The sequence below is a fragment of the Cryobacterium sp. Y29 genome, assembly GCF_002929825.1.
In the GTDB taxonomy this organism is placed as follows: Bacteria; Actinomycetota; Actinomycetes; order Actinomycetales; family Microbacteriaceae; genus Cryobacterium.
Window position 1 is genome coordinate 204,114 of the sequence record NZ_PJJN01000033.1, and the last position, 15,770, is coordinate 219,883.

Below are 15,770 nucleotides of genomic sequence, written 5' to 3' on the forward strand. Positions count from 1 at the left end.
CCTATCGAGTTGGTCAGGGCTTGGTTCCGCGGTGCAGGGCCACGATGCCGAGGGTGAGGTTGCGGTAGGCGACGGCGGAGTATCCGGCTGAGCGCAGCCATCCACTGAGCACCCGCTGGGTCGGCCACGCCGCGATGGACTCGCCGAGGTAGTCGTAGGCTTCGGCGTTGGAGGACGCGAGGCGTACGACGCGCGGCATGACGTGGTTGAGATAGGCAAAGTAGCTCTGGCGAACCAGCGTCAATGGTGGAGTCGAGAACTCGCAGATGACGACGCGCCCGCCGGGCTTGGTCACGCGATAAAACTCGGCCAGGGCTTTCTTCGGCTCGACCACGTTGCGCAGTCCGAACGAGATGGTGACGGCGTCGAACTCGTTGTCCTGGAAGGGAAGGGCGGTCGCGTCAGCCTGCACGAAGTCGATGTGCTCATTGTGCGCGTGGCGAGCCCGACCGACCTCGATCATCCCGGCCGAGAAGTCGGCGGCGACGACATGGGCCCCGTTGTGGGCGAGAGCCGCGCTCGAAGTGCCCGTGCCGGCCGCGATGTCGAGAATGCGTTCGCCCGATTGCGGGTTGACCGCCTTGGTCGTCGCGACGCGCCAGAGCGACGCGTTGCCGACCGACAGCAGCGTGTTCGTGCGGTCATAGTGGGCGGCGACCTCGTCGAACATGGCAGCCACCTGCGCGGGCCGTTTGTTCAGGTCTGCTCTATTCACCCCATCATTCTAGGATGCCTAGGCCCGCCGAAACTGCACGGTTGCCGAGGCATACACGCGCGGGCGTAGGCTACAGAAGTGAATGTGCGGGCCTTGACGGTCGAAACCTCCCCGATGGCCGATATCCGCCAACTGATCCTGCTGCTCGATCGCCGTACGCCCCTACTCTGGATGCGTCGCAACCAGGGCCTGGCCGGCATCGGCTGCGCACTGCGACTCGAGTTTTCCGGCCCGACCCGCATGACGGATGCCGCGGCCGCCTGGAAACAAGTCGTCGCCTTGGCCACCGTGACCGACCCGCTCGCCCGCGCTGGTAGCGGGCTGCTCGCCTTCGGTGCTTTCGCCTTCGATGAGACGTCTGCCGAGACCAGCGTGCTCATCGTTCCCGAGATCATCGTCGGCCGCCAGGACGGCCAATGCTGGGTGACGCGCATCTGGGAGACCGGGCAGAGCGCTCCCGAAAACCCGCTGACGCTGCATCCGCTCGGCGACGAGTACCGCATCGCCCTGCTGCCCGGTACGCTGCCCCCCGAAGATTTTCGCACAGCAGTCAGCTCGGGCGTCTCGCGGATTCAAAGTCAACGGGTCAATAAGGTCGTGCTCGCTCGCGACCTGGTCGGGCGGGTGCCGGCCGAGTCCGACCTGCGCCGCGCCATCACCAAACTCGCGCTTGGTTACCCGGACTGCTGGACCTACGCCGTCGACGGCCTCATCGGGTCGAGCCCCGAAACTCTTATTCGCGCCGACCACGGTTCGGTCAACGCCCGCGTGTTGGCCGGCACGATCTCCCGGGGAGCGGATGCTGAGGAAGATCGCGAGGCGGCCCTCGCCCTGGCGACCTCCTCGAAAGACGGTGACGAGCACGAATTTGCCGTGCAGAGCGTGCTCAAGTCGCTACGCCCGCACACCTCGGCGCTCGCCACGAGCGAGATTCCGTTCACGGTGAAACTCCCCAATCTCTGGCACCTCGCGACCGATCTGGAAGGCACCCTGAGCGACGGGTCGACGTCTCTCGATTTGATCGCAGCGTTGCACCCGACTGCTGCGGTCGCCGGAACCCCGACCGAGGCTGCTCTGGCCCTGATTCGCGAACTTGAACCGTTCGACCGTGGCCGCTACGCCGGACCGGTCGGCTGGGTAGGCGCCGACGGCGATGGCGAGTGGGCGATTGCGTTGCGCTGCGCGCAGGTAGTACCCGCCGGCGGCATCACCGCGTACGCCGGCTGTGGCATCGTGCTGGACTCCGACCCCGACCGCGAGCTCGCCGAAACCAAAATGAAGTTCCGTCCGATCGTCGAAGCCTTCGGTTGATTCGAACCGCTAACGAACTAGCGGAACCTCGAGGATGCTGGGGCGGGTCGGGGCGCCGGTGAGGGCGCGGTCCAACTCGGATCTCGTGGCCGCAATCTCATAGTCCCAGCCGTAGGCGGCGGCGAGCGCCTTCAGATCGACGCTGCGCGGGGTGTAGAGCACCCGGTCCATCGCTGCGGCCGAAGCCGTCGCGGCGACCTCCAGGCCGTCGAAGATGCTGCCACCACCGTCAACGCCGACGATGACCTGCAGCCGGGGTTCTGGTTCGCCCGGGGCGAGCAGCAGCGAACCGACATCGTGAAGAAAGGTGAGGTCGCCCATCAGAACCCGGGTCACGCCGACCGAACGTGGCTCGGGCTCGGCCTGGCTGGCCAGCGCCACCCCGATCGCGGTCGAAATAGTGCCGTCGATGCCGGCCAGTCCACGGTTGGACAGCACGGTGATCTTCTTGCCGGGAACGCGCTTATCGGCCTCGCGGATCAGCCGGGACGCGCCGAGCACGAGCCGGTCGTGCGGCCACGATGCACGCCAGACCGCGTCGACGAGCAGCGTCCGCGTCAGCGGGGCTCGCAAGACTGCCAATTCAGCGCGGGTTATGCCGCGTTTATCGATCGGTGCCCGCCCTTCATCAGCCGCGGCCTCTGCACGAGCCCTGCTGGTCATGACCCAGCGTCCGAGCCATTCCCGTGCCGCGGGCGTCCGGGCCGCCAGCACACACTCGGCGTCCGCGCCGATCGAACGGGTGAACGCGCGTGCAGCATGGGCCGGGTTGTACCATTCGAGTCCGGTCGTTGCGACAATGATGGTCTCGACACCCTCACGGGCGATGAGAGCCGGAATCTCTCGGCTGAGGGTGGGATGACCGAACACGACCACCCGTTCCACCTGGCCGCCGAGATCGGCGGCAGCGAGTAGTTCCCGGTAGTGCACGATCAAATTCGGGCCGAACCGAGCGCCGCTCGATACCTCGGCCAGCAACGGCCAGCCACCGGCGTGGGCCAGCTCTTCGGCCTCAGGTCCGGCACCATCACCGGCCACGACGACCGTGCGCAGTCCCGGCGCGAGGAGCATGGCCGGCCCATCACTTGATGTAGCCGGCGCTACGCGGATAGCGCGTGTCGTCAGGGAAGGGCGGGCAGGCCGCGCAGCCGACAGTGGCTCGCGAAAGGCCAGGTTGAGTTGTGCCGGGCCGGGAGCCGCGGTCGAAACGCCGGTTGCAGCATCCATTGCCTGCCGTGCCAGCGCCACGGCGATGCCGTCCTCATCGGGCTCACCGACCGGCGCCGGAACATCGAGGCACAGCCGGGTGGCGACCCCAAACAGGCCTGACTGTACGGTGGTCTGGTTCGAGCGGATACCGCGCAGCTCGGCCGGGCGGTCGGCCGTCAGCAAAATCATGGGCACCCCGGCATGGTGCGCCTCGAGCACGGCCGGGTGCAGGTTGGCGACCGCCGTGCCCGACGTCACCACGACGAGCGCTGGCAGGCCGGTCTCAAGGGCGAGGCCCACGCTGAGAAAACCGGCGCTGCGTTCGTCGGTGCGCACGTGTAAGCGGATGCTTCCGGCTTGTTCCAGCGCCGCTGCGGCTAAGGCGAGAGCCTGCGAGCGCGCCCCGGGACAAAGCACCAGATCACGAACCCCCAGCCGAACGAATTCGTCCAAAAGCGCGAAACTGAAATCGGTCGCCGGGCTGCTCGTGAGGCTTTCAGGCATCCCGCCGGCCAGGCTGCTCGCCGTCACCCGGTTCGTTCTTCTTTTTCTTCTTCGTCGCTTCCCCGGGAGTTGGGTCGTTCTTGTCTAGGTCCGCGAGGTCCTGCTCCATACGGCGAATGCGTTCCTGCTGGTCTTTCTCGTTGAAGGGGCGGTTTTGGCCGGTGTCGGATTTCGCGTTGCCGTCCTTCAGACCGGCGCCGTCGGGACCATCACTGTTCAGCCCGCGCAGAAATTCGAGGTCGTCATCGGGAGCCACCGAGCGAAAGGACCGGGTCGCGGGAGCGGAGCGCCCGTGGCCGACGAGCAGCCAGAGCAGTGGGCCGATCAGTGGCACGAGGACGATGACGAAAATCCAGACCCAGCGCGGCAATCCGCGAATGCGTTTGCGGTCGAACATTGCACAGTCCACAAGGGTGTAGACGGTGAGGATGACGAGGGCCAGTCCTAGTCCGATCAAGAGCTTGGGCATACCTAGATTGTAAGCCGCTTGACCGTGAGAGACATGTGCGCCTACTCAGCCGCGGCATTCTAAGCTTGATTTATGAAATTCCTGCCCCCTTGGCTGTACTACTCCGTGTTGCGTGTCTTAATGTTTGCCGTACCCCTGGCAATTCTCCTGTCCCTGGGGTTGTGGCCCTGGGCGTCCGCTGTGATCGCCGCGCTGGTCGGCCTGTGCTTGTCGTATCTTCTGCTGGGCAAGTCCCGCGCAAGTGTTGCCCGCGATCTCTACCACGCGCGGCACCCCGACAAGCAGACCGCCAACCCGGATTCTGAGATCGAGGACTCGCTGATGAGTGCCCAGGAGCGTGTCGAGTCAGAACGCGAAAGCAAGTCCCAATAGCAGGCCGTAAGCCAGCGCCGCGAGGCTCGTCAGCTTCAGGGCGAGGATGAATTCTTTCGCGGACGTGGCGGTGATCGTGATGAGGCAGGCCGGCAGAGCCAGCAGCAGCACGAAGAACGTAAAGATTCCGAGCGGATAGATCAGGCTGAAAAGACCCGCGATCACGAACGGCAGCAGCAGGAAAATGCAGAAGACGACCCGGGAGGCCGTGCTTCCGATTCGCACCGCGAGGGTGCGCTTGCCGGCGGCCTTGTCTGGCACGATGTCACGCAGGTTGTTGACCATGAGCACGGCACAGGCGATCAGCCCCATCGCCACACCACCGAGAACGCTCTCGGTGGTGAAGTCGCCGACCTGCACATAGGTCGTGCCCGCGGTGGCTACGAGACCGAAGAACACGAACACGAACACTTCACCCAGGCCCTGGTAGCCGTAGGGCTTCTTGCCGCCGGTGTAGAACCACGCTGCGGCGAGGGCCACAACGCCAACGAGCAATAGCCACCAGTACTGGGTCAGAATGACGAGCGTGATGCCAGCCATGGCAGCAAGGCCAAAGAAGATCAGGGCCACGCGCAGCACGGTGCGCGGATTGGCGACGCCGCCGCCGGTGAGCCGGGCTGGTCCGACCCGAAAGGCGTCGGTGCCTCGAATGCCGTCGGAATAGTCATTGGCATAGTTGACGCCGATCTGCAGGAGCAGCGCCACGGCAAGTGCAAGCAGCGCGCGCACCGGATGGTAGACGCCGGGTCCGCTCGCCACGATCGCGGCGCCGGTACCGAGCAGCACCGGAGCAACGGCGAGCGGCAGAGTACGCAGGCGTGCGCCCGATACCCAGTCGGCAGCGGTGGCCGGTTTGACCGCGGCCGGCCCCTTGCGGGGTGGTCCGTTCTTGATGGCCGGATGGCCTGATTTGCCGCTGGCCTTCCTGGCGGGATCAAGACCAGCCAGCTTCGCCGCGGGGTTCAATCGTTGTTGTTTGGGCCTGACCGGCCGAGCTCCTTGTGCCACGCCCCCATGTTACTGGGGAGCGCAGTACTGGGCAGCGCAGTACTGGGGAGCGCAGTACTGGCCAGTGTGCGCCGGTCAGGCTTGCCCGAAGCCAGTAATGGAATCGCCGCCACCAGCATGACGCGTGCAGGCCGGGCTGCACGCCCGAGCACCGCCACAACGGATGCCACCACGTCGGAAAAGTTCACAGGGTTGCCCCCGGTCACTACGACCGGAACCTGCCCCCACTCGTCATCGTCGGCCCCGATCACAACAGCCTGCTCGAAACCGGGGCAGGACCGCACGATGCCTTCGACGGCATCGAGTGACACCTTCTCGCCGCCCGAAATGATCACGTTATCGGCGCGACCCAGCACCGTGACCCGAGCGGTTATCGGGTCGATTTCGCCGAGGTCGCCGGTGCGGTACCAGCGCACACCGTGCTCCACTACAAAGCGCTCACGGGTGCGCGTTTCATCGCCGAGGTAGCCCTCAGCGAGCACGGAGCCTGATAGTTCGAGCTGCCCGTCGACAACCCGCGCGAGGGTGTCACCGATCGGAACACCATTGTAGATACAGCCGCCAGCGGTCTCCGACGACCCGTAGGTGCGCACGACTCGCACGTCCAGTTCAGCTGCCCGAGCAATGAGATCGGGCCTGATCGCTTGCCCGCCGACCAGAATCGCGGTGAAGCGACGCAGCACAGCCAGCAGTGCCGGGTCATCCGCTGCGTCGAGCAGGCGGGCCAGCTGCACCGGCACCAGCGCGGTGTAGCGCAGCGGCTCGGTCATGGTCTCGGCTAGCCGAAGAAAGTTCTCCGGATCGAAGTGGCCGGGTGGAAGCACGAGCGGGTTGGTTTCGGCGGTGATCGAACGCACGAGCACCTGCACCCCGGCGATGTAGTGCACGGGTAGAGCGAGCAGCCATTGTCCGGTCCCGCCGAGGGCGACAGCCGAGGCTGCGGCGCCGGCCAGCAGTGCGTTGGTGGCGAGCATGACCCGTTTCGGCGTGCCGGTCGACCCGGAGGTTTCGATCACAACCGCGACCCGTATCGGCACGTCTTCAAGAACCCTGTCACCGCCTGTCGGCATCGGCATCAGTGCCGGTCCGTTGCCCGCGAGTGCATCCCTCAGCGCCGCGAGAAAGGCGGGCGGATGCTCCGGCACGAGAGCCCGCAGCGGCCTCACCACGGTGCTGCTGCGTTGCGAGGGCGCCCGGAGGAGAAATCATGCACCCGTTCACTCATAGTGCCAGCCTACGCGGCGTCGACATTGACTTTTCGAATTTTCCAACTCGTAAGATTGGGGATTGAGAAGACGAAAAAACCTCAGGTAATCTGGAACAACGAAGAAGTCAACCCCTTGTCGCCCACCCCGTTCGGGGGTGTACTAATGACTTGGAAAGTATGGGGAGGTCGCCATGAACATCACGCAAGGTACGAAAATCACATGCGGGGGCTCATAACGATGACTACCACCGCTCAGGAACAACGAACGACCCCCGCGTCGCCTCGCCGATCAGCCTCGCCGGGCAATTATGCCGCCGCATCGACGGATGCTTTCGGCGACTACCTGCGCCGCATCGGCAAGGGGACCCTACTCAACGCCGAGCAGGAAGTTGACCTGGCGCGCCGCGTCGAGGTCGGACTCTTCGCTGAGGCCAGGCTGCTGCAGGGCGACGGTGCCGGTACTCGCGACTCGGCCGAAGAGCGCGAACTGTCCTGGCTTGTACACGACGGGCGCCGCGCCAAGAATCAGTTCATCGAGGCCAACCTGCGTTTGGTCGTGAGCATCGCCAAGCACTATTCCGGCCGCGGAGTGCCCATCATGGACCTCGTGCAGGACGGCAACATGGGGCTCGTTCGTGCCGTCGAAAAGTACGACTTCATGACCGGCTACAAATTCTCCACCTACGCCACTTGGTGGATTCGCCAGGCAATCCACCGCGGCATGGCTGATAAATCCCGCATGATCCGCATCCCGGTACACACCGCCGAAAAGCTCAATAAAATCAAGCGCATTCGTCGCGACCTGACCAGCGTGCTCGACCGTGACCCGACGGCACGGGAAATCGGCGAAGCCGCCCAGCTTCCCGTGCGCGACGTGCTGCGCCTCTTGCAATACGACAACGAACCGATCTCCCTGCACACTCCGGTCGGTGACGGTGCCGGCGATATGGCCGAACTGATCATTGATGACGACCTCCCCCAACCCGACGAACATGCCACGCTGACGCTGCGAGCGGCAGACATCCGCTATTTTCTCGACACACTTCCGCCACGGGAACGTTCTATTTTGCGAGCCAGGTTCGGCCTCGACGGTAACGAACCGCGCACCCTCGACCAGATCGCCCACACTGAGGGCGTCACCCGGGAACGAGTGCGCCAGATTGAGAAGCGTGCCCTCGCCCTGCTGCACGTGCCACGGTTGGAACATTATCTGCGGGACTAAACGCCGACCGTATCGATTGCACGCCAGCAGGAGCGCGACATGGGAAAACTAACCTACGACTCGACCCTAACCGCAGACTTTGACGATCGCGTACTCGCCCATATTCAGGTCGTGATCGGCGCCAAACTGCGCCGTGGGGAATCGTTCTACTTCACGTGGCGCGACGAGCTGCCGGCCGGAGAAGGACGCATCACGATTTGGCTCCACCCAGGAATCCCCATCGCCTACAAGTATTTTGGCAGCCGTGCGCCCACGCTCAACCGCGAGTGGATCGAAGCGCTCATGGCGACGGCAAATTCCTCCGGCGGACTGCAAATCGTTCCGGAAACCAGCTCTGCGGCAGTGCAGCCGGGCGTTGTGAAGGACGAGCCTTAGACCGCATCGACACCGTGTGCGACAAGAAATCATGTTCGCCCAGCGGCCGTTCCATCGAATCGATCCAGATCCAGATCGAGATCGAGATCGATGGCGACGAGCTGTACGCCGGGATGAGCGAGGCTCTGGCCGTCTACCCAGCCGGAGGCTGACACACTGGGTCCATGATGCCCTCACTGGATGAGTTACTCGGTTCCGCGCACGTCGTCTCCCTGAAGCTGTTCGACCGGTTTCGCGGGCTGGACAATCGGGAAGCACTGCTGCTGGAAGGCCCAGAGGGCTGGACCGAGTTCTCCCCGTTCGTGGAATACGATGATGCCGAGGCCGCCAATTGGTTGCGCGCCGCCATCGACTTCGGCTGGCAGAGCACGCCGCACGCCCTGCGTACGAGCATTCCAGTCAACGCCACGGTACCGGCCGTGCCAGCGGGCAAGGTCGAAGAAGTGCTCGCACGTTTTCCCGGTTGTCGCACGGCAAAAGTCAAGGTCGCCAGCCCGGATCAGGCCCTGGCCGACGATGTCGCCCGGGTGGCCGAGGTACGCCGCGTACTCGGTCCGGAGGGTCGTATTCGCATCGATGCGAATGGCCTGTGGAACGTGGACGAAGCCGAACACGCCATTCACGCATTGAACGCTTTCGACCTGGAATACGTCGAACAGCCGTGCATGAGCGTGCCTGAACTGGCCGAGATTCGCCAGCGCACCACCTACCTGAGCGTACCGATTGCCGCCGACGAGAGCGTGCGCAAGAGCGGTGACCCGCTCGCCGTGGCGCGGGCCGGCGCCGCCGACATCCTCGTCATCAAGGCCCAGCCGCTTGGGGGCATCCGCGCCGCACTGTCGATCATCGGTCAGACCGGGCTGCCTGTCGTGGTCTCCAGCGCCCTCGATACGTCGATCGGGCTCTCGATGGGCGCGCACCTCGCGGCATCCGTTCCTGGACTGTACTTCGACTGTGGCCTCGGCACCGCCTCACTGCTCGCCGAGGATGTCACGGACCAGCCGCTGCTCCCGGTAGCGGGGGCTATCCCGGTGCGCCGAGTCGTGCCAGACGCTGCTCTCCTCAACCAGCACGCGGCCAGTCCCGAGCGTCGCGACTGGTGGCTCGCGCGACTCGCGCGCTCGCACGCCCTGGTCGCCGCTGAGGAGCGGTAAACGAAGGGCTACAGGCCCGAGTAAGCGTGCAAACCCTTGAAGAACACGTTGACGATGCCAAAGTTGAACATGACGGCGGAAAAACCGATGATCGCCAGCCACGCCGAACGCGATCCGCGCCAGCCGCGGGTTGCGCGGGCGTGGATATAACCGGCGTAGATGACCCAGATGATGAAGGTCCACACCTCTTTGGTGTCCCAGCCCCAGTACCGCCCCCAAGCCTGTTCGGCCCAGATCGAACCGGCCATGAGGGTGAAGGTCCACAGAATGAAGCCGATGATGTTGATGCGGTAGGCCAGGTTTTCCAGTGTCGCCGACGACGGCAAAGTGGCCAGAAAACGCAGGCGTCGACCGGATGCCACGGCCGAGCGCGGCGCGGCGGCCTCGAGCGTTCTGTTTTCGCGCCGGAATTGCAGTAGTTGCACGGTCGACAGCGCGAAGCCCAGCGCGAACATCCCGGTGGCCAACGACGCCACGAATACGTGGATGACCAGCCAGGCCGACTGCAGTGCCGGCGGCAGTGGAGCGACCTCTACATAGAACTGCAGGGCTGCCACGCCGAGCAGTACCAGCACGAGACCGGTGACAAAGGTGCCGAGAAAACGCAGGTCGGCGCGGATCAGCACGATCAGGAATACCGTCATGATGAGCAGCGTGCCCGTCAGCGCGAACTCGTACATGTTCGCCCACGGCACCCGGTCGGCCGCGACGCCGCGCATGATGGTCGCCGCGAGGTGCGACGCCCAGCCCAGTACGGTGAGCGCAACTCCTACGCGCAGGCTCGACGAGCGGCCGTACGGTAGCGCCGCGTCGTCGTCCATGCGGGCGCTGATGCGCGACAGCACGGGTCGCTTCAGGGTGATGGTGCTGCCGGCGGACGTGGCAAACCCGGCAGAGGAGGCAGCGTCCGTTTCGACCAGGTCGGCGGCTTCAATCGCACCCACGGCGCTCGAACGACGCGCGAGGTCGACTGCGAAGGCGATGAAAGCGAGGGCGTAGATGGCCATTGCCGAATACAGCGCGTAGAGCGAGTACGAGTTGAGTAGTGCGGAGTCAATCAGATTCACGGTGCAATCCTAAGTCGATTCGGGGGTGGCGACGACGGTTTGGTGGGTCTTCAACAGCTTGAGATGACGCGCGGCCACCGCGCTGACGGCGGCCTCGAGGGCCGGGTCATCGCCACGGGCCAAGCCGGCGTATTCGAGGTGCACGGTTCCGTCGGCTCGGATCGTTGCCTTCACCCAAACACGGCGACGCGGCACGAGCAGCCCGGTGAACAGACCGAACAATACGAGCATGGAAAAGGAGATCAGCCAGATCTGTGTGGGGTCGTGATGAATGTCAAAGCTCGCAAAGCGCGGAACCGACTGGGTGAAATCGCCGGCCGCCGAGGACGCCGGATTGTTGTCGATGAAGCTGACGGTACCGAGGCCGCCCGGCAGCTCGGCCGATGCACCCGGCTTCAGCTCGATCGAGGACACACCGGTCTTACCGCCGGTCTGCTGCGCCAGGGTGTCGGTGTCGAGGGCATAAACGGATGTCGGCACGCCGGCATTGAGACCGAGGTCGCCGGTATAGACGTTCAGAGTGAGCAGCGGGTATTCGAGGTCGGGGTAGCTGGAGAAGTTCGCGCCGGAGGCTGCTTTGTCCTGGGTGGGATAGAAGAAGCCGATCATGCCGAGCTGCTCGGCCAGTCCGTCGGGCACTTTCACGATGCCGAGCGAGGTGAGGTTGGCGTCCTGTGGCAAGAATGGCACGGAGTCTGAAAAGACGACGGTACCGTCGGGGGCCGTCACCTGAATGGTCGGTGCGTACCCGTTGCCGAGCAGGTAGATGCTCGTCTCGTTGGTGCGTAGCGGTCCGTTGACCTTGACGGCGCCGGGCTCGGCAGCCTCGCCCTTGGGCGTAACGGTCACGTCGGCAGTGAAGTCGATCGGCTGGCCGTAGGCCTGCAGATTCCGTTGTTCGTAGGAGACCGAAAAGTCATCCAGGCTGAGGGTGTACGGGTCGAGAGTGGTGTCGTCGAAGAATCGTCCCGGGTTGAAAGAGTCGTAGGCGAGCAGCGTGTTCACAAAGGTCTGGCCTTCGACGAGCACTCGCTGGCCGCTGAAACCATAGCCGCCGCCGAATCCAACGGTAATCAGAATGCCGACCAGCGCAGCGTGAAAGACAAGGTTGCCGGTCTCCCGCAGGTAGCCGCGCTCGGCCGAAACGGATGACTCAGTGTCGGAATCAAAGCGCGCGACGCGGTAGCCGCTGGATTTCAGGACGGTGCGGGCGTACGTGATGGCGTCGCGGGCATCCGTGTGCGCCGGCGCGTCTTGCGTGGTGAAACCAAACAAGCGTCCGAGGCGAGCCGGCGTGGTCGGCGGCTTGGCGCGCAGGGCCTGGAAGTGATGTTTGGTGCGCGGGATGACGCAGCCGATGAGCGAGATGAACAGGAGCAGGTAGATCGACGAGAACCAAGCCGAGGTGTAGACGTCGAAGGCCTGCAGTTTGTCAAGAATCGGCGCCAGGTCGGGGTGGTCGGTGAAGTACTGGGTGACCCCGTTCGGGTCGCTCGTGCGTTGCGGCACGAGCGAGCCCGGAATGGACGCGATGGCGAGCATGAGCAGCAGAAAGAGGGCGGTGCGCATGCTCGTGAGTTGACGCCAGAACCAGCGAAGCCAGCCGGTCAGGCCGAGCTTGGGCTGCACGACACCGGTCTGCGGCGCCTCGCGGCGGGAATCGTAGTGGTCAGATGGCCGGGACAAAGTTGCCAATCACCCCTTGCAAATCGAGGAGCCAGGTGTTCCAGATGCCACTCACCATGAGTACTCCGATGACGACGAGCAGAACACCGCCGAACAGGTTGATGGCACGAATATGCCGTTTGAGGAATGCGACCGATCCGGTGGCCCAGTTGAGGCCGAGGGCGATCAGGAGGAAGGGAATTCCGAGCCCGAGAGAGTAGAAGAGGGCGAGCAGTCCGCCCTGCCAGGGCGAACCGGTGCCGAGACTGAGCGAGTTGATGGCCGTGAGCGTGGGCCCGGTGCACGGCGTCCAGCCCACCGCGAAGACCGCACCGAGTACGGGGGCGCCGGCGAGACCCATTTTGGGGCGCCAGTTGGTCTTGACGGTGCGTTGCATGGCACCGAACTGGCCGACGAAGACCAGGCCCAGCAAGATGACCACCACGCCGGCGAGGCGCGTGATCAGGTCGCGGTAGGAGTTGAGCCAGAATCCGGCGGCACCGAAGACCACGCCGGTGAGCACGAACACCACGGTAAAGCCGAGCACGAATAGGCCGACCCCGGCCAGGAGCCGGGTGCGGCCGCGACGATCACGCTGGGAGGCGCCGGTGCGTCCGTCCGCGAAGCCACCGATGTAGGCGAGGTAACCGGGAACCAGCGGCAGGATGCACGGTGAGGCGAACGAAACGAGGCCGGCGAGGAGTGCGATGGGAATAGCGAAGAGTAGCTGGCCGCTGAAGACGATCTCTCCGAAGGGATTGTTCACTCGGTCGTGCCAGTCTCCGCGATCGTGTCCCGAATCAGGGTCTCCAGAATGGACGGCGAGGTGACCTGGCCCAGAATGCGCGCCGCGACCCGCCCTTCGGCGTCGAGCACCAGGGTGGTCGGCACCGCGTTCGGCGGAATGCTGCCGCTGAACGCGAGTTGCATGGCGCCGGTATCAACGTCGAGCACCGAGGGGTAGGTCACGCTATAGGTCTCGTTGAATGCGATGGCGTTCGGGGCCTGGTCTCGCACATTGACACCGAGAAAACTCGCGCCCTTGTTTTCAAACTGCGCGTTGAGGCCCTGCAGATCGGAGGCCTCGGCGCGGCACGGTGCACAGCTCGCGTACCAGAAGTTGACCACGAGAACTTCACCGAGCGTGTCGGCGCTCGTGACCGGCTCGCCCGTCTCTGTCACGCCCGAGAAGTCAATGGCGTCACCGCGATCGGCGACGGCAATTTCGGTGACGCTTCCGTCGCCGGCGATGAAACCCTTGTTCGAGCCTTCCCGGTACTGATCCGCGAGCGGGTCGGAGGAGCAACCCGAGAGCAACAGGGCACCGGCGGCCAGCCCGGCCAGCAGGGGGCCGAGGCGGCGGCGTTGGTTCACACGGTGGCGATTCATACAGCACCCACATCGTTGCTTGGGTCTAGAAGTGCCAGCGCCGGGCTGACGTAGGCGGTTTCGGCGAAATGATCGCCGTGCCAGCACAGGGTGGTGATACTCGACAGGTCGCACCGGCGTTTGCGCGGGTCGTGGGCGAGGCGTTCATGAGCCAGGGCCCGATGCACCATCCAGATCGGCAGCTGGTGACTGACCAGCACGACGTCACCCTCATCCACCGAGTTCCAGGCGTCGTCGATCGCCGCGAGCATGCGGGCAGAGATTGAACGGAAGGGTTCTCCCCAGCTCGGCTTCGACGGGTTGATCAGCGCCGGCCAGTTGCGCGGGTCGCGCAACGCGCCGTCGGGGCCACGCATCCTCTTGCCCTCGAAGGCATTCGTTGGTTCGATGATGCGTTCGTCGGTGTCGATCGCGAGCGCGAAGGCTGCGGCGATCGGCGCCGCCGATTCCTGCGCGCGTTGCAGGGGCGAGGCGATGACGCGTACGACCGCGCGGCCACGTTCCACTAATTCCTCCGCGGCAGCAGCAGCCATAAGCACGCCCCGCTCGGAGAGTCGGTACTGCGGCAACCGTCCGTAGAGCACGCGTTCGGGGTTGAAAACCTCACCGTGACGCACGAGATGAACTTGACTAGCTACCACCCAACCAGTCTACGGAGGGGTCACCCTAGAAACCGCCGTGAGCGGGCCGCTCGGGCGGCAACGGCTAAACTTGACGTGTGACTTCGCGCGTATTGATCAAGAACCTGTCCGCTCTCGACGACGGCCCCGTATCGGTGTCCGGCTGGGTCGATACCGTTCGAGACCAGAAAAAGGTGCAATTCGTCGTTCTGCGCGACGAATCCGGCGCCGTGCAGCTGGTCAACCCTCGCACGACGGATGCCGATGGCGTCGTCGTCGCCGACGAGCCAGCCACCAGCATCTCGGGCCTCGCCCAGGGCACCTTCGTCACCGTGACGGGCCAGCTCAAGCACGACGAACGGGTCAAGCTCGGCGGCATCGAGATCAAGCTCACCACCCTGACAGTGGTGTCCGCCGCCATTCCGGAGACGCCGATCGCGGCCGACTCAAGCCTCGACAAGCGCATGGACTGGCGCTTTCTCGACCTGCGCAACCCCAAGCAGAACCTCATCTTCCGCATCCAGACCACGTTCGAGCACGCGCTGCGCACGTACTGGATCGAGCACGACTTCATCGAACTGCACACGCCCAAGCTCATGGCGAGTGCGAGTGAGTCGCGCGCCGAATTGTTCGAGGTGGGCTATTTCGACACCAAGGCCTACCTTGCGCAGAGCCCGCAGTTCTTCAAGCAGATGGCCCAGTCAGCTGGCTTCGGCAAAATCTTCGAGGTGGGCCCGGCGTTCCGAGCCGACCCCTCGTTCACGAGCCGGCACGCCACCGAGTTCACGAGCGTCGACAGTGAGATCAGCTGGATCGACAGCCACGACGACGTCATGACGCTGCACGAAGACCTCATGGTCGCCGGGTTCACCGCCGTACAGAAAAAGCACGGAGACGAGGTCAAGTCCCTGTTCGACGTTGAAGTGACCGTTCCGAGCACGCCGTTCCCGCGCATTCCCCTGGCCGAGGCCAAGGAGATCGTCAAGAGCCGCGGCTACGAGGTTCCCCGCGACGACGACGACATGGACCCGGAGGGCGAACGCCAGATCGCCGCGTACGTGGCCGAGAAATATGGGCACGAATTCGTGTTCCTCACCGACTACGCCTCGAGCATCCGCCCGTTTTATCACATGCGTCACGAGGGCGACGCGTCGATCACCAAGAGCTATGACCTCATCTTCAACGGCACCGAGATCTCCACCGGTGCCCAGCGCGAGCACCGCATCGAGGTGCTCGAAGCTCAGGCCATCGAGAAGGGCCTCGATCCGAAGGAAATCGAGGGCTACCTCGACTTCTTCCGCTACGGAGTTCCTTCGCACGGCGGTTTCGGCATGGGCCTGGCCCGGGTCTTGATGCTCATGCTGCACCAGGCGTCGATTCGCGAGGTCACCTACCTGTTCCGCGGCCCGACCCGTCTCGAGCCGTAGCTTCGGCGTCTCGCTCGGGCCGCGGGGTGCGTAAAGCCGCTAAATTCTGCGACAGG

Annotated in this window: 17 protein-coding genes; 7 read left to right on the forward strand and 10 right to left on the reverse strand. The window is 64.6% G+C overall.

Going from position 1 to position 15,770, the window contains the following annotated elements:
* Positions 1-13: 13 nt before the first annotated feature.
* Positions 14-715, reverse strand: coding sequence for a bifunctional demethylmenaquinone methyltransferase/2-methoxy-6-polyprenyl-1,4-benzoquinol methylase UbiE (gene ubiE, locus CXY74_RS10075; RefSeq protein ID WP_104200298.1), 702 nt, complete (start codon positions 713-715; stop codon positions 14-16).
* Between the two features lie 114 nt (positions 716-829).
* Between ubiE and CXY74_RS10080 the strand changes: the two genes are divergently transcribed.
* On the forward strand, positions 830-2,026 hold the full coding sequence (locus CXY74_RS10080) for an isochorismate synthase (RefSeq protein ID WP_104200299.1): 1,197 nt from the start codon (positions 830-832) through the stop codon (positions 2,024-2,026).
* A gap of 9 nt (positions 2,027-2,035) precedes the next feature.
* On the opposite strand, the gene menD is transcribed toward CXY74_RS10080, so the two are convergent.
* Together menD and CXY74_RS10090 are read right to left on the reverse strand one after the other, a co-directional pair.
* A complete protein-coding gene (menD, locus tag CXY74_RS10085) occupies positions 2,036-3,739 on the reverse strand; it encodes a 2-succinyl-5-enolpyruvyl-6-hydroxy-3-cyclohexene-1-carboxylic-acid synthase (protein WP_104200355.1) in 1,704 nt (567 codons plus the stop codon).
* Complete coding sequence (locus tag CXY74_RS10090; RefSeq protein WP_104200300.1) at positions 3,732-4,208, reverse strand: PLD nuclease N-terminal domain-containing protein; 477 nt, start codon at positions 4,206-4,208, stop codon at positions 3,732-3,734. Before CXY74_RS10090 ends, menD begins: the two co-directional genes overlap by 8 nt.
* 72 nt (positions 4,209-4,280) lie before the next feature.
* Between CXY74_RS10090 and CXY74_RS10095 the strand changes: the two genes are divergently transcribed.
* Positions 4,281-4,580: a DUF4229 domain-containing protein gene (locus CXY74_RS10095; RefSeq protein ID WP_104200301.1), complete on the forward strand. Its 300-nt coding sequence runs from the start codon at positions 4,281-4,283 to the stop codon at positions 4,578-4,580.
* On the opposite strand, the gene CXY74_RS10100 is transcribed toward CXY74_RS10095, so the two are convergent.
* Together CXY74_RS10100 and CXY74_RS10105 are read right to left on the reverse strand one after the other, a co-directional pair.
* Positions 4,554-5,474 carry a 1,4-dihydroxy-2-naphthoate polyprenyltransferase gene (locus CXY74_RS10100; RefSeq protein ID WP_233193331.1) on the reverse strand — a complete coding sequence of 307 codons (921 nt, stop codon included), beginning with the start codon at positions 5,472-5,474 and terminating at the stop codon, positions 4,554-4,556. The genes CXY74_RS10095 and CXY74_RS10100 overlap by 27 nt on opposite strands.
* A gap of 68 nt (positions 5,475-5,542) precedes the next feature.
* Positions 5,543-6,757 (reverse strand): AMP-binding protein, encoded by a 1,215-nt coding sequence (locus tag CXY74_RS10105; RefSeq protein ID WP_370446143.1) that lies wholly within the window; start codon positions 6,755-6,757, stop codon positions 5,543-5,545.
* Positions 6,758-7,033: 276 nt separating this feature from the next.
* Here CXY74_RS10105 and CXY74_RS10110 point away from each other — a divergent pair, with 276 nt between their 5' ends.
* The 4 genes from CXY74_RS10110 to CXY74_RS10120 are packed head-to-tail and all read left to right on the forward strand — an operon-like array spanning position 7,034 to position 9,546.
* Positions 7,034-8,017, forward strand: coding sequence for an RNA polymerase sigma factor RpoD/SigA (locus CXY74_RS10110; RefSeq protein WP_158252345.1), 984 nt, complete (start codon positions 7,034-7,036; stop codon positions 8,015-8,017).
* 39 nt (positions 8,018-8,056) lie between these two features.
* The gene (locus CXY74_RS10115) at positions 8,057-8,392 is read left to right on the forward strand and encodes an ATP-dependent DNA ligase (RefSeq protein WP_104200304.1); all 336 of its coding nucleotides are present in this window, start codon (positions 8,057-8,059) and stop codon (positions 8,390-8,392) included.
* A 14-nt stretch (positions 8,393-8,406) separates the two neighbouring features.
* Positions 8,407-8,544, forward strand: coding sequence for a hypothetical protein (locus CXY74_RS17580; RefSeq protein WP_158252346.1), 138 nt, complete (start codon positions 8,407-8,409; stop codon positions 8,542-8,544).
* A 12-nt stretch (positions 8,545-8,556) separates the two neighbouring features.
* Positions 8,557-9,546 (forward strand): o-succinylbenzoate synthase, encoded by a 990-nt coding sequence (locus CXY74_RS10120; protein ID WP_104200305.1) that lies wholly within the window; start codon positions 8,557-8,559, stop codon positions 9,544-9,546.
* Between the two features lie 8 nt (positions 9,547-9,554).
* Here CXY74_RS10120 and ccsB read toward each other — a convergent pair whose 3' ends face one another.
* Genes ccsB through CXY74_RS10145 form a run of 5 tightly spaced genes read right to left on the reverse strand, consistent with a single transcriptional unit; the run spans position 9,555 to position 14,308 of the window.
* Positions 9,555-10,604, reverse strand: coding sequence for a c-type cytochrome biogenesis protein CcsB (gene ccsB, locus CXY74_RS10125; protein WP_104200357.1), 1,050 nt, complete (start codon positions 10,602-10,604; stop codon positions 9,555-9,557).
* Positions 10,605-10,622: 18 nt separating this feature from the next.
* Entirely contained in the window at positions 10,623-12,299 is a 1,677-nt protein-coding gene (locus tag CXY74_RS10130; RefSeq protein WP_104200306.1) for a cytochrome c biogenesis protein ResB, read from the reverse strand.
* Complete coding sequence (locus CXY74_RS10135) at positions 12,283-13,044, reverse strand: cytochrome c biogenesis CcdA family protein (protein WP_104196896.1); 762 nt, start codon at positions 13,042-13,044, stop codon at positions 12,283-12,285. The genes CXY74_RS10130 and CXY74_RS10135 overlap by 17 nt, the downstream gene beginning before the upstream one ends.
* The gene (locus CXY74_RS10140) at positions 13,041-13,667 is read right to left on the reverse strand and encodes a TlpA disulfide reductase family protein (protein ID WP_104200307.1); all 627 of its coding nucleotides are present in this window, start codon (positions 13,665-13,667) and stop codon (positions 13,041-13,043) included. The genes CXY74_RS10135 and CXY74_RS10140 overlap by 4 nt, the downstream gene beginning before the upstream one ends.
* Entirely contained in the window at positions 13,664-14,308 is a 645-nt protein-coding gene (locus CXY74_RS10145) for a histidine phosphatase family protein (protein ID WP_104200308.1), read from the reverse strand. Before CXY74_RS10145 ends, CXY74_RS10140 begins: the two co-directional genes overlap by 4 nt.
* A 92-nt stretch (positions 14,309-14,400) precedes the next feature.
* Between CXY74_RS10145 and aspS the strand changes: the two genes are divergently transcribed.
* Positions 14,401-15,714 (forward strand): aspartate--tRNA(Asn) ligase, encoded by a 1,314-nt coding sequence (gene aspS, locus CXY74_RS10150; protein WP_104200309.1) that lies wholly within the window; start codon positions 14,401-14,403, stop codon positions 15,712-15,714.
* Positions 15,715-15,770 lie beyond the last annotated feature (56 nt).